19 protein-coding genes are annotated in these 20,993 nt (G+C 73.5%); 12 read left to right on the forward strand and 7 right to left on the reverse strand.

Annotation, left to right across the window (positions count from 1 at the left end; translation table 11 throughout):
- Positions 1 to 24: 24 nt before the first annotated feature.
- A complete protein-coding gene (locus ACZ6KF_RS00995; protein WP_356632187.1) occupies positions 25 to 318 on the forward strand; it encodes a hypothetical protein in 294 nt (97 codons plus the stop codon).
- Positions 319 to 475: 157 nt separating this feature from the next.
- Here ACZ6KF_RS00995 and ACZ6KF_RS01000 read toward each other — a convergent pair whose 3' ends face one another.
- Genes ACZ6KF_RS01000 through ACZ6KF_RS01010 form a run of 3 tightly spaced genes read right to left on the reverse strand, consistent with a single transcriptional unit; the run spans position 476 to position 3,665 of the window.
- On the reverse strand, positions 476 to 1,552 hold the full coding sequence (locus tag ACZ6KF_RS01000; RefSeq protein WP_356632189.1) for a prenyltransferase/squalene oxidase repeat-containing protein: 1,077 nt from the start codon (positions 1,550 to 1,552) through the stop codon (positions 476 to 478).
- Complete coding sequence (locus ACZ6KF_RS01005; RefSeq protein WP_356632191.1) at positions 1,549 to 2,283, reverse strand: class I SAM-dependent methyltransferase; 735 nt, start codon at positions 2,281 to 2,283, stop codon at positions 1,549 to 1,551. The genes ACZ6KF_RS01000 and ACZ6KF_RS01005 overlap by 4 nt, the downstream gene beginning before the upstream one ends.
- Positions 2,277 to 3,665 (reverse strand): glycosyltransferase family 4 protein, encoded by a 1,389-nt coding sequence (locus ACZ6KF_RS01010; protein ID WP_356632193.1) that lies wholly within the window; start codon positions 3,663 to 3,665, stop codon positions 2,277 to 2,279. Before ACZ6KF_RS01010 ends, ACZ6KF_RS01005 begins: the two co-directional genes overlap by 7 nt.
- Before the next feature lie 166 nt (positions 3,666 to 3,831).
- Between ACZ6KF_RS01010 and ACZ6KF_RS01015 the strand changes: the two genes are divergently transcribed.
- The 8 genes from ACZ6KF_RS01015 (at position 3,832) to ACZ6KF_RS01050 (ending at position 13,934) form a co-directional block, all read left to right on the forward strand.
- A complete protein-coding gene (locus ACZ6KF_RS01015; RefSeq protein WP_356632195.1) occupies positions 3,832 to 4,467 on the forward strand; it encodes a TetR family transcriptional regulator in 636 nt (211 codons plus the stop codon).
- A 335-nt stretch (positions 4,468 to 4,802) separates the two neighbouring features.
- Complete coding sequence (locus ACZ6KF_RS01020; RefSeq protein WP_469236662.1) at positions 4,803 to 6,044, forward strand: prenyltransferase/squalene oxidase repeat-containing protein; 1,242 nt, start codon at positions 4,803 to 4,805, stop codon at positions 6,042 to 6,044.
- A complete protein-coding gene (locus tag ACZ6KF_RS01025) occupies positions 6,041 to 6,688 on the forward strand; it encodes an SCO2322 family protein (protein WP_469236664.1) in 648 nt (215 codons plus the stop codon). Before ACZ6KF_RS01020 ends, ACZ6KF_RS01025 begins: the two co-directional genes overlap by 4 nt.
- Positions 6,681 to 7,796 carry a CbiQ family ECF transporter T component gene (locus tag ACZ6KF_RS01030; protein ID WP_469236667.1) on the forward strand — a complete coding sequence of 372 codons (1,116 nt, stop codon included), beginning with the start codon at positions 6,681 to 6,683 and terminating at the stop codon, positions 7,794 to 7,796. The genes ACZ6KF_RS01025 and ACZ6KF_RS01030 overlap by 8 nt, the downstream gene beginning before the upstream one ends.
- Positions 7,793 to 9,643, forward strand: a complete 1,851-nt coding sequence (locus tag ACZ6KF_RS01035; RefSeq protein WP_469236669.1) for an ABC transporter ATP-binding protein — start codon at positions 7,793 to 7,795, stop codon at positions 9,641 to 9,643. The genes ACZ6KF_RS01030 and ACZ6KF_RS01035 overlap by 4 nt, the downstream gene beginning before the upstream one ends.
- 32 nt (positions 9,644 to 9,675) lie before the next feature.
- Positions 9,676 to 10,575 (forward strand): ECF transporter S component, encoded by a 900-nt coding sequence (locus ACZ6KF_RS01040; RefSeq protein WP_469236671.1) that lies wholly within the window; start codon positions 9,676 to 9,678, stop codon positions 10,573 to 10,575.
- 282 nt (positions 10,576 to 10,857) lie between these two features.
- On the forward strand, positions 10,858 to 11,274 hold the full coding sequence (locus ACZ6KF_RS01045) for an aggregation-promoting factor C-terminal-like domain-containing protein (RefSeq protein ID WP_469236673.1): 417 nt from the start codon (positions 10,858 to 10,860) through the stop codon (positions 11,272 to 11,274).
- 341 nt (positions 11,275 to 11,615) lie between these two features.
- Positions 11,616 to 13,934: a rhamnogalacturonan lyase family protein gene (locus tag ACZ6KF_RS01050; protein WP_469236675.1), complete on the forward strand. Its 2,319-nt coding sequence runs from the start codon at positions 11,616 to 11,618 to the stop codon at positions 13,932 to 13,934.
- A 48-nt stretch (positions 13,935 to 13,982) separates the two neighbouring features.
- Here the strand turns inward: ACZ6KF_RS01050 and ACZ6KF_RS01055 are convergent, their stop codons facing one another.
- A complete protein-coding gene (locus ACZ6KF_RS01055; RefSeq protein WP_356632211.1) occupies positions 13,983 to 14,315 on the reverse strand; it encodes a DUF397 domain-containing protein in 333 nt (110 codons plus the stop codon).
- Positions 14,287 to 15,123 carry a helix-turn-helix domain-containing protein gene (locus tag ACZ6KF_RS01060; protein WP_356632213.1) on the reverse strand — a complete coding sequence of 279 codons (837 nt, stop codon included), beginning with the start codon at positions 15,121 to 15,123 and terminating at the stop codon, positions 14,287 to 14,289. The genes ACZ6KF_RS01055 and ACZ6KF_RS01060 overlap by 29 nt, the downstream gene beginning before the upstream one ends.
- 91 nt (positions 15,124 to 15,214) lie before the next feature.
- Between ACZ6KF_RS01060 and ACZ6KF_RS01065 the strand changes: the two genes are divergently transcribed.
- Both ACZ6KF_RS01065 and ACZ6KF_RS01070 read left to right on the forward strand, forming a co-directional pair.
- The gene (locus ACZ6KF_RS01065; protein ID WP_469158017.1) at positions 15,215 to 15,622 is read left to right on the forward strand and encodes an ATP-binding protein; all 408 of its coding nucleotides are present in this window, start codon (positions 15,215 to 15,217) and stop codon (positions 15,620 to 15,622) included.
- Between the two features lie 330 nt (positions 15,623 to 15,952).
- On the forward strand, positions 15,953 to 16,495 hold the full coding sequence (locus ACZ6KF_RS01070) for a hypothetical protein (RefSeq protein ID WP_356632217.1): 543 nt from the start codon (positions 15,953 to 15,955) through the stop codon (positions 16,493 to 16,495).
- A 96-nt stretch (positions 16,496 to 16,591) separates the two neighbouring features.
- Here the strand turns inward: ACZ6KF_RS01070 and ACZ6KF_RS01075 are convergent, their stop codons facing one another.
- Both ACZ6KF_RS01075 and ACZ6KF_RS01080 read right to left on the reverse strand, forming a co-directional pair.
- On the reverse strand, positions 16,592 to 17,260 hold the full coding sequence (locus ACZ6KF_RS01075) for an MOSC domain-containing protein (protein WP_356632219.1): 669 nt from the start codon (positions 17,258 to 17,260) through the stop codon (positions 16,592 to 16,594).
- 97 nt (positions 17,261 to 17,357) lie between these two features.
- Positions 17,358 to 19,424 carry a bifunctional glycosyltransferase 87/phosphatase PAP2 family protein gene (locus ACZ6KF_RS01080; protein WP_469236678.1) on the reverse strand — a complete coding sequence of 689 codons (2,067 nt, stop codon included), beginning with the start codon at positions 19,422 to 19,424 and terminating at the stop codon, positions 17,358 to 17,360.
- A gap of 341 nt (positions 19,425 to 19,765) precedes the next feature.
- Here ACZ6KF_RS01080 and ACZ6KF_RS01085 point away from each other — a divergent pair, with 341 nt between their 5' ends.
- Positions 19,766 to 20,983 carry a DUF2330 domain-containing protein gene (locus ACZ6KF_RS01085; protein ID WP_469236680.1) on the forward strand — a complete coding sequence of 406 codons (1,218 nt, stop codon included), beginning with the start codon at positions 19,766 to 19,768 and terminating at the stop codon, positions 20,981 to 20,983.
- Positions 20,984 to 20,993: the final 10 nt, after the last annotated feature.

Below are 20,993 nucleotides of genomic sequence, written 5' to 3' on the forward strand. Positions count from 1 at the left end.
GCATTTGGCGGCAACACGGAGGGCATGTCCCCTCGATATCACAGCGGCGCCAACCAGGCGGGTCGCGTCATCGCGATCGTGGCCGACGTCATGGCCCTGATCCTGGTCCTGTGGATCCTGATGTACCTGCTGGACGCCAATCCGGCCAACGACTTCGTCCAGTTCGTCCACGACGCGGCACGCTGGCTGGCGGGCTGGTCGCACGACCTGTTCACCTTCGACGAGGCCTGGGCCCGCGTGGTCGCCGGCTACGGCCTGGCGGCGGTGGTCTACCTGTTCGTGGGCCATGCGGTGGCGGGACGCATGCACCGCCACTGACGGTGCGGGCGGTGGTGGACGGACCCGGGCGTCACCACCGCCGACGGACCTCTGCGCAGGGGGCCGAAAAGCGTCCCCCGGCGCCCTCGGACCCGGCCCGGGCCGGGGCATCCCGGCCCGCCCCGGGCATCCTCGGGCCCGGCCGGCCCCCGTGTCCTCAGCCCGCCCCGCAGCAGTCCGTCTCCAGCCCCCGCGGCAGCCGTTCCCCGCCGAACACCGCGCACGTCGCCTCGTGGCCGCCCAGGGCCGCGACCGCGAGGAGCAGGGAGCCGGCGGTCCAGGTGGTCAGTTCGCGGGGCCAGATGGCGTCGTCCTCGAAGACGTAGCCCGTCCAGTACAGGCCGGAGCCGTCGTCGCGCAGGTGCTGGATGGACTGGAGGATCTCCAGGGCCCGGTCGGACTCCCCCATCGCCCACAGGGCCAGGGCGAGTTCGGCGGACTCGCCGCCGGTGACCCACGGGTTCGGGTGGACGCAGCGCACGCCGAGGCCGGGCACGACGAAGCGGTCCCAGCTCTCCTCGATGCGGGACTTCGCCTCCGCGCCGGTCAGCGCGCCGCCCAGCACGGGGTAGTACCAGTCCATGGAGTAGCGGTCCTTGTCCAGGAACCGCTCGGGGTGGCTGCGGATGGCGTGCCGCAGCGCGCCGGCCGCCAACTCCCAGTCGGGCTGCGGTTCCTCGCGCTGCTCCGCGATGGCGAGGGCGCAGCGCAGCGCGTGGTGGACGGAGGAGGAGCCGGTGAGCAGCGCGTCCGCGGCGGCCGTGCCGTCGTCGTCGCGCCGCCAGCCGATCTGTCCGCCGGGCTGCTGGAGCCGCAGCACGAACTCGACGGCGGCGTAGACCACGGGCCACATGCGGTCGAGGAAGGTGTCGTCGCCGGTGGAGAGGTAGTGGTGCCACACTCCGACGGCGACGTAGGCGACGAAGTTGGTCTCCCGGCCCCGGTCCGTGACGTCGGCGAAGTCGCCGTCGGCGTAGGCGGCGTACCAGGAGCCGTCGTCGTTCTGGTGCCGGGCCAGCCACTCGTAGGCCCGTCCGGCGGCCTCGTGTTCGCCGGCCGCGTCCAGTGCCATCGCGGCCTCGGTGTGGTCCCACGGGTCGAGGTGGTGGCCGCGGAACCAGGGCAGCGCGCCGTCGTCGCGCTGGACGGCGAGGATCCCGGCGACGGTCGCGGCGGCCTGTTCGGCGGTGAGGACCCCGGGCAGGACCAGGTGTTCCGTCCGGGAGGTCGTCACTTGGCGTCCACCCGGGGCAGGTGCGGCTTGGTCGCGTAGGCGACGAAGCTCTTGCCGATCAGCGGGTTGAGCGCCTGCTCGGCGACCCGGGTGGCCAGCGGCTTCTTCATGATGTCCCAGACCAGCAGTTTGTGGTACGCCCGCACGGGCAGCGCCTTGTCGTTGTCGACGCCGAAGGCGCACTTGAGCCACCAGTACGGCGAGTGCAGCGCGTGCGCGTGATGGGTGCCGTACGGCTTCAGCCCGGCCTCGCGGATGCGGGCGAGGAGTTCGTCGGCCTTGTAGATGCGGATGTGGCCGCCCTCGACCTCGTGGTAGGCGTCGGACAGGGCCCAGCAGACCTTCTCGGGGCCGTAGCGCGGCACGGTGATCGCTATCCGGCCGCCCGGCCTGAGCACCCGCGCCATCTCGGCGAGGACGCCCTTGTCGTCGGGGATGTGCTCCATCACCTCGGAGATGATGACGACGTCGAAGGACTCGTCGGGGAAGGGCAGCGCGAGGGCGTCGCCCTCCATGGCGGTGGCGGTGGCGCCCTCGGGGGCCTCGCCGGCCTCCTTCATCGCGGCGAACCACTTGGCGACCTCGCGGATCTCCTCACCGTTGCGGTCCAGCGCCACCACCTGCGCGCCGCGCCGGTAGCACTCGAACGCGTGCCGTCCGGCCCCGCAGCCGAGGTCCAGGACGCGGTCGCCCGGGGCGAGCGGGAACCGGGAGAAGTCGACGGTCAGCACGAGGCCCTGCTTTCACGGTGGGAGTCGGCGGTCACTTGTACGGTCGGGGGCGTCGCCGCCGCCGCGCCCCCGCCCTCGGCGGCGGAGCGGGCGACGGCCTCGCGGTAGTGGGCGACGGTGCCCTCGGCGGCGCGCGCCCAGGTGAACCGGCGCAGCACCCGCTCGCGTCCGGCGGCCCCGAGCCGCTCCCGCAGCCCGGCGTCGCCGAGCAGCCGATCGAGCCCGGCGGCCAGCGCCCCGGCGTCGCCCGGCGGCACGGCGAGACAGGTCTCCCCGTCGGGCCCGGCGACCTCGGGGATGGCCCCGCCGGTCGTGGCGAGCAGCGGCGTGCCGGTGGCCATGGCCTCGGCGGCCGGCAGCGAGAAGCCCTCGTACAGCGACGGCACGCACGCCACCTCGGCGGAGCGGACCAGGTCGACCAGTTCGGCGTCGGAGATGCCCTTGACGAAGTCGACGGCCCCGTCGAGGCCGTAGCGCCGGATCGCGCGGGCGACCGGCCCGTCCTCGGGGCGCTTGCCGACCACGACGAGGTGCGCGCCGGGCTGTTCGGTGCGCACCTTGGCCAGCGCCTCCACGAGGAAGACCAGGCCCTTGAGCGGCACGTCGGCGCTGGAGGTGGTGACGATGCGGCCGGGGACGCGGGGCACGGACGGGTCGGGCGAGAACAGGTCGGTGTCGGCGCCGATGTGCACGACGTGGACGCGGTCGCGGCGGATGCCGAGGTGCTCGACGATCTCCTGGCGGGAGGTGCCGGAGACGGTGAGGACGGACGGCAGCCTGCGGGCGACGCGCTTCTGCATCCGGGTGAAGGCGTACCAGCGGCGCACGGACCAGCGGCGGGCCGCACCGCGCGCCGCGTCCAGCTCCAGCTGCCGGTCGACGGTGATGGGGTGGTGGACGGTGGTGACCAGGGGTGCGCCGAGGTCGCCCAACAGGCCGTAGCCGAGGGTCTGGTTGTCGTGCACGACGTCGAAGTCGCCGCGCCGGGCGCGCAGATGGCGGCCGGCCCGCAGGGAGAAGGTGAGCGGCTCGGGGAAGCCGCCGGTCCACATGGTGGCGACCTCGAGGGCGTCGATCCAGTCGCGGTACTCGTCGCGCTTCGGGGTGCGGAAGGGGTCGGGCTGGCGGTAGAGGTCGAGGCTGGGCAGCTCGGTGAGGCTCAGGCCGTCGTAGCCCTCGTCGAGGACGGGGTAGGGCTGGGCGCCGATGACCTCGACGCGGTGGCCGAGGCGGGCGAGTTCGCGGGAGAGGTGCCGGACGTAGACGCCCTGGCCGCCGCAGAACGGGTTCCCCTTGTAGGTCAGGAGCGCGATGCGGAGCGGTCGCTCGCCATCGGCGGCCGGGTCCTGGCTGGTGCCCGTCCGACTGGCCTCAGCGGTCACTCTGGGTCCCCTTCTGCCTGCACTGTCCCGCGAGACTACGCCGGGACGATAATCTAGAACAAGTTTCAGACTTGATCGTTCGAGAGGCTCCGAATCTACCGGCAGGTAAGGCCACTGTCAGAAGTGGATCAGGTGATTCACGCCACGACAACCGGGGGTGCGCAGGGTGGGGAAGGCAGACCGGGGGGACGCGGCGGAGGCCGCGCCCCTGACCGAACGGCAGGAGGCGCGCCGGCGCCGCATCCTGCGGGCGAGCGCCCAGCTGGCCGGGCGGGGCGGCTTCGACGCGGTGCAGATGCGGGAGGTCGCCGAGTCCTCGCAGGTCGCCCTGGGCACGCTCTACCGCTACTTCCCGTCGAAGATCCATCTGCTGGTCGCGGTGATGCAGGACCAACTGGAGCGGCTGCACGGCACGCTGCGCAAGCAGCCGCCGACCGGCGAGACGGCGGCCGAACGGGTCGCGGAGACCCTGATGCGGGCCTTCCGGGCGCTGCAGCGCGAGCCGCATCTGGCCGACGCGATGGTCCGCGCGCTGACGTTCGCGGACCGCAGCGTGAGCCCCGAGGTGGACGAGGTGTCCCGCCGTACGACGGCGATCATCCTGGACGCGATGGCCCTGCCGGGCGAGCCGACGCCCGCCCAGCTGGCCGCCGTCCGCGTCATCGAGCACACCTGGCACTCGGCGCTGGTCACCTGGCTGTCGGGGCGGGCGTCCATCGCCCAGGTGGGCGCGGACATCGAGACGGCGTGCCGGCTGATCGAGGTGCCGGTCGGGGCGTCGGGACGGCAGGGGCGGGGCTGAGGCGGCGGGGGTCGCCGCGGCTGCGACGAGGGGCTCGACGGGGCCGGGCGACGGGGCCGGGGGACTGCGCCCACCGGCCGTCTGCCTACGGGCCGGTAAAGTGGCGGCGAAGTCATCACACCCGTACGGGGGGAAGCCGGTGCGAATCCGGCGCTGACCCGCAACCGTGAACCGCGCCCGCCGGGCCGGTGAGCCGGACTGCCGCGTACGGGACCGTGACCGGCTCACGTGCACCGGCGCCGCCGGTGCGCGGCACCGTCGAGGTATACGGAGCCGAGCCGCCGGGGGTGCCCCGTGCTGCCCGCGCTCCCCGCAGGGAGAGGCACCCGCCGATCATGAACGTCCGCCGCAGCGCCGCGGCTCTCGCCGCCACCGCCGTGATCGGCGCCGCCGGGACCGGCGTCGCCCACGCCGCCGACCCGAGCCCGTCCGCCTCGCCGTCCGTGACCGTCCCGTCCGGGCTGTACGGCGACGCCGACCCCACCTACGACGGCGTCTGGCGTCAGTCCCTCGCCCTGCTCGCGCAGGACGCGGTGGGCGTGCGGCCGGCCGCGGAGGCCGTGGACTGGCTGACCGGGCAGCAGTGCGCGAACGGCGCCTTCGCGGCGTTCCGCGCCGAGCCCGCCAAGGCGTGCGACGCCAAGACGATGGTGGACACCAACAGCACGGCCGCCGCCGTCCAGGCGCTCGCCGCGCTCGGCGGCCACGACGCCGCTACCGGCAAGGCCGTGGCCTGGCTGAAGTCCGCGCAGAACGCCGACGGCGGCTGGGGCTACACCCCCGGCGGCCCCAGCGACGCCAACTCCACCTCCGTCGTCGTCGGCGCCCTCGCCGCGGCCGGCGAGAAGCCCGCCGAGGTCGTCAGGAAGGGCAGGTCCCCCTACGACGCCCTGCTCGCCCTCGCCCTGCCCTGCGGCGGCGAGGACGGCGGCGCCTTCGCCTACCAGCCCGACAAGAAGGGCAAGTTGGCGGCCAACGCGGACGCGACGGCGGCCGGCGTGCTCGGCGCCCTCGGCAAGGGCCTGACCGCCGGGGCCGCGAAGCCCGGCAAGCCCGCCGGAAAGCCCGCCTGCGCCAAGGCCACGACCCCGGAGCAGGCCGCCGCCAACGGCGCCGCGTACCTGGCGACGGCGACGGCGAAGGACGGCCACCTGACCTCCGCCCTCCCCGGCGCCGAGGACCAGCCGGACTACGGCAACACCGCCGACGCGGTCGTGGCGCTCGCCGCGCAGGGCGGCGCCGAGCGGGCGGCCGGGCCGCTGGCCTGGCTGGAGAAGAACTCCGCCGCCTGGGCGAAGCAGAGCGGCCCCGCCGCCTACGCCCAGCTGATCCTCGCCGCCCGCGCGGCGGGCGCGGACCCGCGCGCGTTCGGCGGCACGGACCTGGTGCAGCGGCTCGGCGCCACCGGCCCCGCCCCGCAGCAGGCACGGACCGAGGCCGCCGAGGAGAAGGAAGACAAGGAGACGAAGGACGAGGACGGCGGCTCCGACGTCTGGTGGATCATCGGCGTCGGCCTGGTCGCCGGCATCGGCATCGGCTTCCTGCTCAGCGGCCGCAACAAGAGGCAGCGGCCGTGATACGCCGGTGCCACGCCCTCGCCCTGGCCGCGCTGCTCCTCACCCTGGGCGGCGCCGGCGGGGCGAGCGCCGCCGGCTACCGCTACTGGTCCTTCTGGGAGCGCGACGGCGACCGCTGGACGTACGCCACCGAGGGCCCCGCCACGGCCCGCCCGTCCGACGGCGACGTGCAGGGTTTCCGCTTCTCGGTGAGCGCGGACTCCCAGGACTCCGCCAAGCCGCGCGGCACGGCCCGCTTCGACGAGATCTGTGCCGGCACGCCCGCGAAGGACGGCCGCAAGCGCGTCGCGCTGGTCCTCGACTTCGGCACGGCGGCCGACGCCCCCGCGGGCGAGACCCCGCCGCCCGCACGCACGGCCTGCGCCCGGGTCGGCCCGGACGCGACGACGGCCGAGGCGCTCGCGGCCGTCGCCAAGCCCCTGCGCTACGACGCCGACGCCCTGCTGTGCGCGATCGCCGGCTACCCGCGCAAGGGCTGCGGGGAGCAGGTCGGCACGCAGGAGAAGCAGCCGGCCCGCTCCACGGCGGAGCAGGACTCCGACGAGGGAGAGGGCCCGTCCGTGGGCCTGATCGCGGGCGGCGCCGCGGTCGTCGCGCTGGCCGCGGCGGCCGTATGGCAGGCCCGGCGGCGCCGGGATGCGTGACGTGCGGGCGGCGGCTGGCAACCGGTCCGGCAACGGCGTCCACCCCGGCGCCTGGTGGCTGTGGGCGCTGGCCCTGGGCACCGCCGCCACCCGCACGACCAACCCCCTGCTCCTCGGTCTGCTCGTCGCGGTCTCCGCGTACGTCGTGGCCGCCCGCCGCCCGCACACCCCCTGGTCCCGTTCCTACGGCGCCTTCCTCAAGCTGGCTCTCGCCGTGCTGCTGGTCCGGCTCGTCTTCGCGGTGGCCCTCGGCTCCCCCCTGCCCGGCACGCACGTCCTGGTCACCCTCCCCGAAGTGCCGCTGCCCGACTGGGCGCAGGGCATCCGCCTGGGCGGCAGGCTCACCGCCGAGACGCTCGTCTTCGCCCTGTACGACGGCCTGCGCCTGGCCACGCTGCTGATCTGCGTCGGCGCGGCGAACGCCCTGGCAAGTCCGTCCCGGCTGCTGAAGTCGCTGCCGGGCGCGCTGTACGAGACCGGCGTCGCGGTGGTGGTGGCGCTCACCTTCGCCCCGCACCTGATCGCGGACGCCCAGCGCCTGCGCGCGGCACGCCGGTTGCGGGGGCGGCCCGACAAGGGGATGCGGGGTCTGCTCCAGGTCGGGCTGCCGGTGCTGGAGGGTGCGCTGGAGCGTTCCGTCGCCCTGGCCGCCGCGATGGACGCCCGCGGCTACGGCCGTACCGCCCAGGTCCCCGTGGCGGTGCGGCGGACGACGGCCGCGCTCACCCTCGCCGGTCTGCTCGGCGTGTGCGCGGGGACGTACGGCCTGCTCACGGCGGAGGGCGGCAGCTACGGCGTCCCGGTGCTGCTCGGCGGGGTCGCCGCCGCGCTGGCCGGGCTGAAGCTGGGCGGACGCCGGTCGCCGCGCACCCGCTACCGCCCCGACACCTGGAACCCGCGCTCGTGCGCGGTCGCCGCCTCGGGCGTCGCGGTCGCCGCCCTGCTGTTCCTGGCGGCCTCCACCGACCCGGCGGCCCTCAGCCCTGGCGTGATCCCGCTGACCGCCCCGGTGCTCCCCCTGTGGCCCGCGGCGGCCGTCCTGCTGGGCCTGGTCCCGGCGTTCGCCGCCCCCGCCCCCGACTCCCCCTCCCCCAAGGAACCGTCGTGATCCGCTTCGAGGACGTCTCCGTCACCTACGACGGCGCCGCCGAACCGACCGTCGCCGGCGTCGACTTCGAGGTGCCCGAGGGCGAACTGGTCCTGCTCGTCGGGCCGTCGGGCGTGGGCAAGTCGACCCTGCTGGGGGCGGTGAGCGGACTGGTCCCGCACTTCACCGGGGGCACCCTGCGCGGCCGGGTCACGGTGGCGGGCCGGGACACCCGCACCCACAAGCCGCGCGAACTGGCCGACGTCGTCGGCACGGTGGGCCAGGACCCGCTGTCCCACTTCGTCACCGACACCGTCGAGGACGAACTCGCGTACGGCATGGAATCGTTGGGCCTGCCCCCGGACGTCATGCGCCGCCGCGTCGAGGAGACGCTGGACCTGCTGGGCCTGGCCGCCCTGCGCGACCGCCCGATCGCCACCCTGTCCGGGGGCCAGCAGCAGCGCGTGGCGATCGGCTCGGTGCTCACCCCGCACCCGGGCGTGCTCGTGCTGGACGAGCCGACGTCCGCCCTCGACCCGGCCGCCGCCGAGGAGGTCCTCGCCGTCCTCCAGCGCCTGGTCCACGACCTGGGCACGACGGTCCTGATGGCGGAGCACCGCCTGGAGCGGGTCGTCCAGTACGCCGACCGCGTCGTGCTGCTCCCCTCTCCCGGCGCGGTCCCGCGCATCGGCGCGCCGGCGGAGGTGATGGCGGTGTCGCCGGTGTGTCCGCCGGTGGTGGAGCTGGGCCGGCTGGCGGGCTGGTCCCCGCTGCCGCTGACGGTCCGCGACGCCCGCCGCAGGGCGGGAGACCTGCGCACCCGCCTGGAGGGCAGCACCGCGCCGGACACCCGCCGCAGCACGCACGACCTCCACACCCACCCGGACGACAGCGCCGCGCCGCACACCCGCCGCAGCACGCACGACCTCCACACCCACCCGGACGACAACACCCCGCCGCACACCCGCCGCAAGGCAGACGACCTCCACACCCACCCGGACGACAGCACCCCGCCGGACGCCCCTTCGCCCGTCCGTACGGCCGCCCCGCCCCGTCCCTCCCCCGGCCGCCGCCGTTGGCTGCGCGCCGGGCCGCCCGCCACCGGCGCCCCCACTCCCCATGTCGCCGAGGTCCGCTCCCTCGCCGTCCGCCGGGGCCGCGTCACGGCGCTGCGCGGAGTCGACCTGACCGTCTCCCCCGGCGAGACGATCGCCCTGATGGGCCGCAACGGCGCGGGCAAGTCCACGCTGCTGTCGGCGCTGGTCGGCCTGGTGGAGCCGTCGTCCGGCACGGTCCGCGTCGGCGGCGCGGTCCCGCACCGTACGGCCCCCCGCGACCTCGTACGCCGGGTCGGCCTGGTCCCCCAGGAACCCCGCGACCTGCTGTACGCGGACACGGTCGCCGCCGAGTGCGCGGCGGCCGACACGGACGCGGGCGCCGCCCCCGGCACCTGCCGGGCCCTGGTCTCGGACCTCCTGCCCGGCATCGCGGACGACACCCATCCGCGCGACCTGTCCGAGGGCCAGCGCCTGACGCTCGCCCTGGCCGTGGTCCTCACGGCCCGCCCGCCCCTTCTCCTCCTGGACGAACCGACCCGAGGGCTCGACTACGCGGCGAAGGCCCGCCTGGTGTCGCTCCTGCGCGGGCTGGCCGCCGAGGGCCACGCGATCGTGCTCGCCACGCACGACGTGGAACTGGCCGCCGAGCTGGCCCACCGGGTGGTGCTGATCGCCGAGGGCGAGGTGATCGCGGACGGCCCCACGGCGGAGGTGGTGGTGTCGTCCCCCTCCTTCGCCCCGCAGGTGACCAAGATCCTCGCCCCGCAGCGCTGGCTGACGGTGGCCGAGGTCCGAAAGGCGCTGTCATGAGGCGCCCGGACCGACCGGCGCGGGACCCTCTCGTGGGGTCCTCGGACAGCCGGGCGCGGGACCCTCTCACGAGGTCCTCGGACAGCCGGGCGCAGGGCGCCGCCGCGCGGCCCCCCGACCGCCAGGCGCGCGCCGTCCGGCTGGGCCCCCGATCCCTCCTGGCCCTGACCCTGGTCAGCGCGGTCGGCGCGGCGGCCTTCTTCTGGCCCTTCCTCGCCCCGCCCACCGCCGAGATCACCGCTCACGCCCAGGACGCGCCCTGGCTCTTCGCGGGCCTGCTCGTGCTGCTCGTGGCCGTCGTCGCGGCGACGATCTCGGAGTCGGGCCTCGGCCCGAAGGCGGTGGCGATGCTCGGCGTGCTGGCCGCGACGGGGGCCGCGCTGCGCCCCATCGGCGCGGGGACGGCGGGCATCGAGCCGATGTTCTTCCTGATGGTCCTCAGCGGCCGGGTCCTCGGCCCCGGCTTCGGCTTCGTGCTCGGCGCGGTGACGATGTTCGCGTCCGCCCTGCTTACGGGCGGGGTGGGGCCGTGGATGCCGTTCCAGATGCTGGCCATGGGCTGGTTCACGATGGGCGCGGGCCTGCTGCCGGGCGCGGACCGCCTCCGGGGCCGCGCGGAGCTGCTGCTGCTGTCGGCGTACGGCTGCCTCGCGGCGTTCGCCTACGGAACGATCATGAACCTGGCGGGCTGGCCGTTCATGGGCGCGCTGGCCTCGTCCATCGCCTTCGACCCGGAGGCGGAGGTCCCCGCGAACCTGGCCCGCTTCCTCGCCTACTGCCTGGCGACGTCGCTGGGCTGGGACCTGGGCCGCGCGGTCGTCACGGTCGTGCTGACCCTGCTGCTCGGTCCGGCGGTCCTGCGGGCCCTCCGGCGGGCCACGCGCCGGGCAGCCTTCGAGGCCCAGGTCACATTCCGGGCCGGAAAACCGTAAGCAGCCGGTGAGGCGCCCCACAGGACGCACGTCACATACGAAGCGGCATAGGAGCCGATATCCCTGGCATGCTCACGTCGCCCACCGCGCTGACCTGCACGTTGAGAGCCAGGTCACACACGACACCAAAGCTCCTCATTCGACCACAACTAGTAAAAGGGGTCATTGCGGACCCTCGATCCGGCTGCTTCTCTGGATGACGTCGCACGGCGCCGACGAGCCCCCCGGGCCTCGGCGCCCACGCATGCCGCGACAGCCCTGTCCCCGAAGCAAAGGTTCGCCGTGACCGTCTCCCGCATTCGCCGTATCGCGTCCCCCAAGAAGTTCCTCACCGGTGTCGCCGTCGCCGCCGCCACCGCCGGTATGGCCGTCAGCGCCACCCCGGCCCACGCCGCGACCACCGCCTCCCCGGCCGACGCCAAGGCGATCGCGAAGAAGCTGATCCCGAACTCCGCGCAGTACCAGGCCTTCAGCAAGATCGTCGAGCGCGAGAGCGGCTGGGACGTCGACGCGACGAACCCGTCCTCGGGCGCGTACGGCCTGGTCCAGGCCCTCCCGGCGTCGAAGATGGCCTCCGCCGGCTCGGACTGGAAGACCAACGCCGAGACCCAGATCGAGTGGGGTCTCGACTACATGAACTCCCGCTACGGCAGCCCGGTCGCGGCCTGGAACTTCTGGCAGGCCAACGGCTGGTACTGATCAGCCCCACCGGTACCGATCAGCCGATCGGCCGACCGGCGCCGATCAGCAGACCGGCCCCCTCCGACGAAGGCGGCGGCCCCCGATCCCCGGGGCCGCCGCCTTCTCGTATGCGCGCAACACGCCCCGTCTTGAAACGAATTGACGCCCACCCGGCCCGTTTTCCGCACGAGGTTGCCGCACGAGTCTTGCCGCCGCTCACCGCTCGGCCCTAGCCTCCATGGGAGCGCTCCCACCCCTTGCTGACCCGACCCTTTCCACAGCCAGAAAATGAATCGATTCAACCGCTCTGCGGGCGGGAGCGCAGCGTCTCTGCCCCCATCCACCTCAAGGAGCCGCACATGTACGTCGACCGAAGTCCGGGAAGAACAGCCCGCGGCCCGGCCGCCCTTCTGCTGGCGGTCCTGCTGGCCGCCGTCTCGCTCGTCGCCCTCCCCGCCTCGCGGGCGCACGCCGCCGTCATCGACACCGGCGCGACGTACGTGCTGGTGAACCGCCACAGCGGCAAGGCGATGGACGTCTTCGAACGCTCCACCGCCGACGGCGCGGCGATCGTCCAGTGGTCGCGGAACGACGGGGCCAACCAGCAGTGGCAGTTCGTCGACTCCGGCGACGGCTACTACCGCGTGAAGTCGGTGCTCAGCGGCAAGGTGCTGGACATCCAGGCCAAGTCCACCGCGGACGGTGCGACCGTCCAGCAGTACACCGACAACGGCGGCACGAACCAGCAGTTCAGGGTGGTCGACACCGACGGCGGCCACATCCAGTTGATCAACCGCAACAGCGGCAAGGCGCTGGAGGTCTGGGAGTGGTCCACGGCGGACGGCGCCCGGCTGTCCCAGTACACCGACCAGGACGGCGCGAACCAGCAGTGGCAGCTCGTCCGCGTCGGCGGCTCCGACAACCCGCCGCCCACGACCGGTGACGCCGTGCAGATGGAGGACCTGAACCGGGGCCTGGTCTCGGTCCGTTCGGGCTCCGCGAACCTGGTGTCCTGGCGGCTGCTGGGCACCGAGACGTACGACACGGCGTTCAACGTCTACCGCAACGGCACGAAGGTGAACGCCTCTCCCGTCACGGACTCCACCAACTACCTCGACAACGGCGCTCCCCAGGACGTCGCGTACACCGTCCGCGCGGTGGTGAACGGCGTCGAGCAGGCCCCGTCGGAGGGTTCCCTGCGCTTCACCGGCGGCAACCACCTCGACGTGCCCCTCCAGATCCCCGGCTCGGGCTACACGCCGGTGGAGGCGAGCCCCGGCGACGTGGACGGGGACGGCCAGTACGAGCTGATCGTCAAGTGGGACCCGGACAACGCCAAGGACAACTCCCAGTCGGGCGTCACCGGCAACGTCTACCTGGACGCCTACCGGCTCAACGGCCAGCGGCTGTGGCGCATCGACCTGGGCCGCAACATCCGGGCGGGCGCGCACTACACCCAGTTCCAGGTGTACGACTACGACGGCGACGGCCGCGCCGAGGTCGCGATGAAGACGGCCGACGGCACCCGCGACGGCCAGGGCACGGTCATCGGCAACGCGAGCGCCGACCACCGCAACTCCAGCGGATACGTCCTGACCGGGCCCGAATTCCTGACGATGTTCAACGGCCTGACCGGCGCGGCGATGTCCACCGTCGGCTACGAGCCCCCGCGCGGCACCGTCTCGTCGTGGGGCGACAGTTACGGCAACCGCGCCGACCGCTTCCTCGCCGGCACCGCGTACCTCGACGGCCGGCGTCCGTCCCTGATCATGGCCCGCGGCTACTACACCCGCGCCGTCGTCGCGGCCTGGGACTTCCGGGACGGCCGGCTCACCCGCCGCTGGACGTTCGACTCCAACGCCTCGGGCAACGGGGCCGCTCACGGCCAGGGCAACCACCAGCTGTCCGTCGCCGACGTGGACGCCGACGGCCGCCAGGAGATCGTCTACGGTTCCGCGACCATCGACGACGACGGCCGCCTGATGTACGCCACCGGCTTCGGCCACGGCGACGCCCTGCACGTGGGCGACTTCGTGCCCTCCCGCGCGGGCCTGGAGGTCTTCACCATCCACGAGTCGGGCAACCAGCCCGGCTCCGACCTGCACGACGCCCGCACCGGCCAGGTCCTCCACCGCACCCCGACCAGCGGCACCGAGGGCCCGGGCCGCGGCGTGGCCGCCGACATCTACGCCGGCAATCCCGGCGCGGAGTTCTGGGGCGCGGGCCCCAACATGACCGAACTCCGCAACGCCTCCGGCGGCAACGTCGGACGCAACCCGTCCTCGGCCAACTTCCTCGCCTGGTGGGACGCCGACCCCGTCCGCGAACTGCTCGACGGCACCCGCGTCGACAAGTACGGCACCAGCGGCGAGACCCGCCTGCTGACCGGCAGCGGCGTGGCGTCGAGCAACGGCACCAAGTCCACGCCGGTGCTGTCCGGCGACCTGTTCGGCGACTGGCGGGAGGAGGTCATCTGGCGCCACACGAGCAACACGGCGCTGCGCATCTACGCGACGACCACCCCGACGACGACCAAGCTGCACACCCTGGCGCACGACGCCCAGTACCGGGTGGCGCTGGCCTGGCAGAACACCGCCTACAACCAGCCCCCGCACCCGAGTTACTTCCTCGGCGCGGGCATGACCCGCCCGCCCCAGCCGAACGTCTACCTGCCCTGACGCCCGCATGAGGTGGGCCGGGCGACCCCCGGCCCACCGACGCGCCCCCTAGGCGGAGGCGGCGGCCCAGGAGACGAAGGCGGAGAAGGCGGCGGGGTGGAGGGTCAGCACGGGTCCGACGGGGTTCTTGGAGTCGCGGACGGCGACGGTGGCGGGAGTTTCGGCGACTTCGAGGCATTCGCCGCCCTGGTCGCTGCTGTGGCTGGACTTGTGCCAGGTCAGAGGACCGGTCGGCGCGCACTCGATGCAGTCGCCGCCCTGATCGCCGCTGTACGACGACTTGCGCCAGGCCAGGGGGCCGACCGGCGCGCACTCGATGCACTCGCCGCCCTGATCACCGCTGTAGCTGGACTTACGCCACTGAATCGCGAGGGTCTCCATAGCGTTCCTCCATCACTCGCCGGATCAGCTCCGCCGAGTCCTTGAGGGAGAGCGCGGCGGCCCGGAGATGATCGTAACGGAGCGAACAGTCCTTGACGGTGTCCGGGTTGGCGGTCGGATGTCCGCTGCCATATCCCTCGGTGTAGAGGATCGTCGGGTCGCTCCCGAAGCGGAAGAGGGTGAATGAGCCTGTCAGCCCGGCGTGGGCCCCGGCCTCGAACGGCAGCACCTGGATGTTGACCAGGGGATTGCGCTCGAAGGACAACAGGTGGGCCAGTTGCTCGCGCATGACCTCGCGGTCGCCGATCTCCTGGTGGAGCGCGGCCTCACTGAGCACCGCCCAGAAGACGGGCGGCTCCCCCTTCTCGAAGATGCGCTGGCGGGCGAGCCGCACGGCGGTGCGGTCGTCGAGGTCGGTCTCGTCCAGCACACCGAGAACGGCGCGCACGTAGGCCGGAGTCTGGAGCAGCCCGTGCACCATGTGCATCTGGAAGGTGCAGATCTCGACCGCCCTGGCCTCCAGCTCGGCGGTCTGCCGAAACCAGGCCGGAAGTTGACTACGAAGCACCAGCTCAACAAGCCGCGAGAACAAGCCACCCGTCCCCAGCGCCGCGTCCACCCGCTCGCTGAACTCGACCGTGGGAACCTTGCGCGCGGTCTCGATCTGGCCGACCAACGAGCCGGTGTAGTTGAGGATGTCCCCGAGTTGCCGCTGCGTGAGCCCGGCGGCCTCCCGCAGCCGCCGCAGCTCGAAACCGTAGTAGTCCAGCGGCGAGGCGCCGGGGTCAAGGACGTTGATGTGGGTCACGCGCGGCCCCTCTCACGCAACCGGGCCCACGCGGGAACCCGTTGTATCTGTTCGATGGCAAAGAGTAGTCACGGCAGGCCAGCCTCGTCCCGTGAACGAAAACATTCCCCTCGCCCCCGCTCCGGAGACGTACCGCCTGACCATCACGGCGGGCGAGCACTCGGCCCGGCACATCCGCAGGATCGTCCGCTGGCGCCTGGACGAATGGCAGTTGGCGGTGCTGACGGACGCGGTGGAGCTGGCGGTGACGGAGCTGGTGGCGAACGTCGTGCGGCATGTACCGGACCGGCGGTGCTCGGTGCTGGTGCTGCGCCGGGCGGCAGGGGTGCGTGTGGAGGTGACGGACGGGTCGGAGCGGCTCCCGGCGATGCCGCGGGAGCAGGACCTGGAGGCGGAGGGGGGCCGGGGCCTGCTGCTGGTGGAGGCGGTGGTGGACCGGTGGGGAGTGAGGCGGGAGCCGGGTGGCGGGAAGACGGTGTGGTTCGAGTGCGCGCTGTGACCGGGTGGCCCGGTCAGCAGCGCAGGCCCCGGTCCGGGCGGTCGGCGGGACCGGCGGCACGGAAGGCGGCCTCCGGTTCGCCGCGGCCGTGGATCGCGCCCGAGCTGCGCCGGTATCCCCGGGACGCGTGAGCGTGGCTGTCGTTCCGGTGACGGAGGAAACCGAGATACGGCGAAGAAAATCGGCGGCCGGAATTCCGGAATCATTGTCGCGCTCACCCCTCGACCTGGGCCTTTCGGCGCTCATCGAAAGGCGTGCTCTTCGGCGGTGCGCAATGCGAGAGTCTTCCTGCACGGCACATCACGGGAAAACTCGCATGAAGGGACCGACATGCTCAAGAACAAGGGCGCCGTTGGCTTTATCGGTGCGGCCGCGGCCGTCGTCGGGATGCTGACCGCCGCGGCGCCGGCCGGCGCCTCGGACATCTCCTCCCAGGCATCCAAGGCCGAGGGCAAGCACTGCGTCGTCGTCGTGGGCAAGGCCGCCAAGGGCGGCGTCTCCCCGGAGCTGTACCGGGGCTGCGCCGACACCGCCGCCGAGGCCCGAGCCCAGCTGAAGACCCCCAAGGTGCAGGAGCGGATCGGCACCAAGGCGTCGACGGCGCTGATGACCTGGTACGCCCACGCCGGCTACGGCACCCCAGCGACCACCGTCTACGGCAGCTACGGCACCTGCGACGCGTCGGGCTACCGTCTGCACCCCGATTCCTACTGGTCGTACAACATCAGCTCGGCCGTGGGACACGGGAACTGCACGGTGGCGACATTCCACAACCGCGCCCGCAACTACGCCGCCACCTGGCGACTCCCGGTTTCCAACCTGGGATCCGTGCTCAACGACAACGTCGGAATCATCGACGTCTGGCACGGCTGATTCCTGACCGGAAACTAATGGTCGGCGCGCTCCCGGTCCCCGTTTTCGGGACCGTGAGCGCGCCGGGCCCGGGAATGGGTGCACGCGGTCGTGGGTTCAGTTCCGCCCCCGGTGACCGGCCGTCCGCCGGCGCACCAGGTCCTTCAGCTCCTCGTGCAGCGCGTCGGCCGCCGCCGACAGCCGTGGCAGCAGCTCGGGTTCGCGCGTCGTCGCGCGGAAGGTGAGGGCCACGGTCACGTCGTGGTCGGGCCGGTGGACGATCTCTACCGGATCGCCGGCGCGGATCTCCCCCGTCTCCACGACTCTCAGATACGCCCCCGGCACCACGGCCTCCGTGAAGCGCCGCACCCAGCCGTCGCGCTCCAGCCAGCCCTGGAACGTTCCGCACGGGATGCGCGGACTGGTCACCTCCAGGACCACGTCCGGGCCGATCCGCCAACGCTCCCCGATCAGGGCGCCGTTGACGTCGAGACCGACGGTCGTGAGGTTTTCGCCGAAGACGCCGTTGGGGAGGGGGCGGCCCAACTCGGGCTCCCAGGCGTCGAGATCCTCCCGGGCGTAGGCGAGGACGGCCTGGTCGCACCCGCCGTGGTGGTTCACGTCGTACACCCTGTCCCCGGCGAGCCCGACCTCGCCGGCGCCCTTGGGACCGGGCCGTACGACGGCGACCGGTCCGTCGACGGGCCGCTTGTCGATGCCGGTGGCGCGGAGCCCTTTCCAGGGGTTGGGCCGAGGTGTGCCGACGTTGACGGAGAGCAGTCGCATGGGCACGACGCTAGGTCTCGCCGCGCCCGGACGGCGACTCATTTTCCGGACCCGGCCCGTGCCGCGCGGCCTGTGCCGGCTCAGCGGCCGAGCCCCGTCAGGGAGCCCGCACCTCCCGCTCACGCCCCTCCCGCGCCGCAGTCCCGCCCTCGCCGGGCTCTCCCCGCTCCCCCGCGCCGGCCCGCGCCCGCGGCCCCTGCGCCAGATACGCCAGAGCGAACCCCGCGCCCACCACCAGCGCGCCGCCCGCCGCGTCCAGCAGCCAGTGGTTGCCGGTGACGACGATGGCGCAGGCCGTGAGGAAGGGGTGGGTCATGCCGAGGATCTTCATCCAGGGGCGCGGGGCGACGATCGCGATGATCACGCCGCACCACAGCGACCAGCCGAAGTGCAGGGACGGCATCGCGGCGTACTGGTTGGTGAGGGCCGTCAGGGTGCCGTAGTCCGGCTGGGAGAAGTCCTGGACGCCGTGGACCGTGTCGATGATGCCGAGGTCCGGCATCAGGCGGGGCGGGGCCAGGGGGTAGAGCCAGAAGCCGACCAGGGCCAGGAGGGTCGTCAGGCCCAGGGTGGAGCGGGCCCAGCGGTAGTCCACGGGACGGCGCCAGACCAGGACGCCGAGGACCGTCAGCGGCACGGCGAAGTGGAACGACGTGTAGTAGAAGTCGAAGAACTCGCGCAGCCAGCCGATCTTCGCCACCGCGTGGTTGGCCGCGTGCTCGATGTCCAGGTGCAGCGCGCGTTCCAGGGAGAGGATCTGCGCGCCGTGGTGCTCGGCGCGCTCCCGGCCGCCGGAGATCGTGCCGCCGGTCGCGGCCAGCCGCACCTGCGAGTACGCGGCGTAGGTGACGCGGATCAGGAGCAGTTCCAGCAGGAGGTTCGGGCGGTCCAGCACGCGGCGCAGGAACGGCAGCAGCGGTACGTGGCGGAAGCGGGCCGGGACCGGCTCGGCGTACCGCGTAGGGATCGGGTCGCGGTAGTGCGGCGACGTGCGCGACAGGAACGGCACCGCCGTGGCGGCGGCGAGCGCGGCGAGGAGGACGACGTTGTCGCGGACCGGGCGCAGCGTGCCCAGGTTGGGCAGGAGCATCGTCGTCGGCAGGGTCATCACCAGCACGACCGCGACCGGCCACACCGGACGGTCGCAGGCGCGTCTGCCGACCCGGCCGACGACCGCGAGCAGCACCCACAGGAGCTGGTGCTGCCAGGCGGTGGGCGCGACGACGATCGCGGCGCACCCGGTGACGGCCACGGCGAGCAGCAGCTGGCCGTCGTGGGCGTAGCGGACCGCCCGGCGCAGGCCGAGGACGGCGACCGCCGCGCCGAGGGACAGGAAGACGGCGATCTCCAGCGGGCCGGAGAGGCCGAGGCGCAGGAGCGCACCATGCAGGGACTGGTTGGCGAGGTCGTCCGCCCGGCCGCCGAGACCGACGCCCGCCATGTGGTGCACCCAGTACGTGTGCGAGTCGTTCGGCATCGCCGCCCAGGCCAGCGCCGTGCAGGCGGCGAACGTCGCGCCCAGCGAGGCGGCGGCGCGGCGGCGGCCGGTGAACCACAGCAGCGCCGCGAACAGCAGCACCGTCGGCTGGAGCGCCGCCGCGAGCCCGATCAGCGCCCCGCTCGCCCGCTGCCCGCGCACGGCGAAACAGCCGAGCAGCACCAGCAGGACGGGGATGATGCTGGTCTGGCCCAGCCAGAAGGCGTTGCGCACCGGCAGCGACAGCATCAGCAGGCAGATCGCGACGGGCGCCGCGAACAGCGACGTACGGCGGCTGACCGGCTGGGGCAGCGCGCGGGCGACGACCAGGCCGAGGACCACGACGAGCAGGAGCGTGCCGAAGGTCCAGCCCCAGCCGAGCGCCTGTTCGGCCGATCGGGTGAGCGGTTTGAGGACGAGGCCGCCGAACGGCGTGCCGGTGAAGCTGGTGGAGTCGTACAGCGAGCCCTCGACGTGCAGCACGCCGTCCGGGCCCACCCACGTCTCCAGGTCGGTCAGCCGCTCGCCCCGTGGCGTGCCCAGGACGACGGCCAGCTGCCGTACGCCGAGGACCGCCGCCACCAGCCACAGGGCCACGCGGGTCGCGCGCAGCCGTGCGCTGGCCGTGCCGACGGCCGTCGCTCCGAGGGCTCCCGCCGGTCTTCCGCCGTGCTCCGCGTTCGCCACGCCCCGTCGGCCTCCCGCCCCGTCCGTCCCACGCGTCACCGTGCGTGGGGATGCCTTCGCGAACCCGTGCGGCTCGCACCACCCCATGGAGAAGGACGCGGGCAACCCTGATTTCACCTGACGCCCGTGCCGCATTCGTCTTTACGACGATAGTGGACCGTAGGCCCACGAAACCGCCCGCAACCGGCCGTAGTGGTGGGGAAATGGCCCCGGCAACGGCTCCGAGCGCCCGCCCCGGCGGGAACCGTCTCCGCGGTCACGCCGTCTGGATCGGTTGTTGGCAGCATGACAGCCGACTGGCAGGCACGCGGATCAGCGGCACGGGGAGCACGGGGGCGCGCATGGGCAGGAACGAGGACACCGGCGAGGACACGGACGCGGGCGCGAGAACGGGCGCCGGCTCCGTCGTCCGGCGGACCCGGCGCGGGCCGCGACGCAGGGTGTCGCACCCCCGCGCCCTCACCGTCGGCCTGGCCCTCCTGCTCACCCAGATCGGCTCCCTCGTCGCCCCGGCCTACGCCTGCGGGTGCGGAGCGATGGTCGGCGAGCGCGAGCAGCGGATCGTCGTGGACGGCGAGGAGTCCGTCGTCCGCTGGGACGGGGGGCGGGAGCAGATCGTCATGAGCCTGACGGTCGGCGGCGACGCCGAGAAGGCGGCCTGGGTCATGCCGGTGCCGAACCGGGCGACCGTCCGCCTCGGCGACCCCGAACTGTTCACGCAGGTGCGGGAGGCCGTCGAGCCCGTGTACCGCGACCGGTACTACTTCTGGCCCCGCGAGGGCGACTGGCCGCTCGACACGAACGACGGCGCGGGCGCCCCGCCCGGCGCCGCCGCCCCCGGCGACGCGGGCGTGGGCGTGGTCGGACGGCAGCGGCTCGGTCCCTTCGACGTGGCCCGGCTGACCGCCACCGACCCGGCCGCACTGGAGACTTGGCTGGAGGACAACGGCTTCGCCCTCCCGGAGCGCCTCGAAGCGGCCCTCACCCCGTACGTCGAGCAGCGCTGGGAGTACGTCGCCGTACGCCTCGCCCCCGACGCCGACGGCGGGAAGCCGCTCACCGGCACCTTGGACCCGCTGCATCTCTCCTTCGACTCGGACACCCTCGTCTACCCGATGCGCCTGTCCCGGCTGGCGACGACCCCGCAGTCGCTGGACCTGTACGTCCTCGCCGACCACCGCATGGAACCGCGCGACGCCATCGGCGGCGCGGCTCCGCGGGTCGAGTTCGCCGGGCGGGTGCCGCGGGGCTCCGGTGCGCTGGCCGAGTTCGCCGAGGGGACGCCGTTCCTGACCGCCATCAGCCAGAGCTTCCCGGAGCCGGGGCGGATCTCCGGGGACCACGAGCTGCGGCGGGCGGCCACCGACGCGGAGTACCAGCAGGTGTTCCACGTCGACAGGCTGCGGCGCGTGGGCGGCATCCCGGCGTGGTTCCTGACGGTGGCCGGCGCGGCGGCCCTCGTCGTCGCCGGAGCGGTCGTCGCCGTACGGCGGGCGCGGGCCCGGCGTGGTGCTCTCGCCGGGGAACCCGCGCCCGACTACCTTCGTCGGAACAGTTAGTTAGCGCTTC

The organism is Streptomyces sp. NPDC046379, assembly GCF_055587785.1.

Coding starts and splice junctions, on each gene's coding strand:
- ACZ6KF_RS01030 (WP_469236667.1), top strand. CDS start 6,681: ATGCGTGACGTGCGGGCGGCGGCTGGCAACCGGTCCGGCAACGGCGTC.
- ACZ6KF_RS01085 (WP_469236680.1), top strand. CDS start 19,766: ATGGGCAGGAACGAGGACACCGGCGAGGACACGGACGCGGGCGCGAGA.
- ACZ6KF_RS01075 (WP_356632219.1), bottom strand. CDS start 17,260: ATGCGACTGCTCTCCGTCAACGTCGGCACACCTCGGCCCAACCCCTGG.
- ACZ6KF_RS00995 (WP_356632187.1), top strand. CDS start 25: ATGTCCCCTCGATATCACAGCGGCGCCAACCAGGCGGGTCGCGTCATC.
- ACZ6KF_RS01070 (WP_356632217.1), top strand. CDS start 15,953: ATGCTCAAGAACAAGGGCGCCGTTGGCTTTATCGGTGCGGCCGCGGCC.
- ACZ6KF_RS01020 (WP_469236662.1), top strand. CDS start 4,803: ATGAACGTCCGCCGCAGCGCCGCGGCTCTCGCCGCCACCGCCGTGATC.
- ACZ6KF_RS01050 (WP_469236675.1), top strand. CDS start 11,616: ATGTACGTCGACCGAAGTCCGGGAAGAACAGCCCGCGGCCCGGCCGCC.
- ACZ6KF_RS01055 (WP_356632211.1), bottom strand. CDS start 14,315: ATGGAGACCCTCGCGATTCAGTGGCGTAAGTCCAGCTACAGCGGTGAT.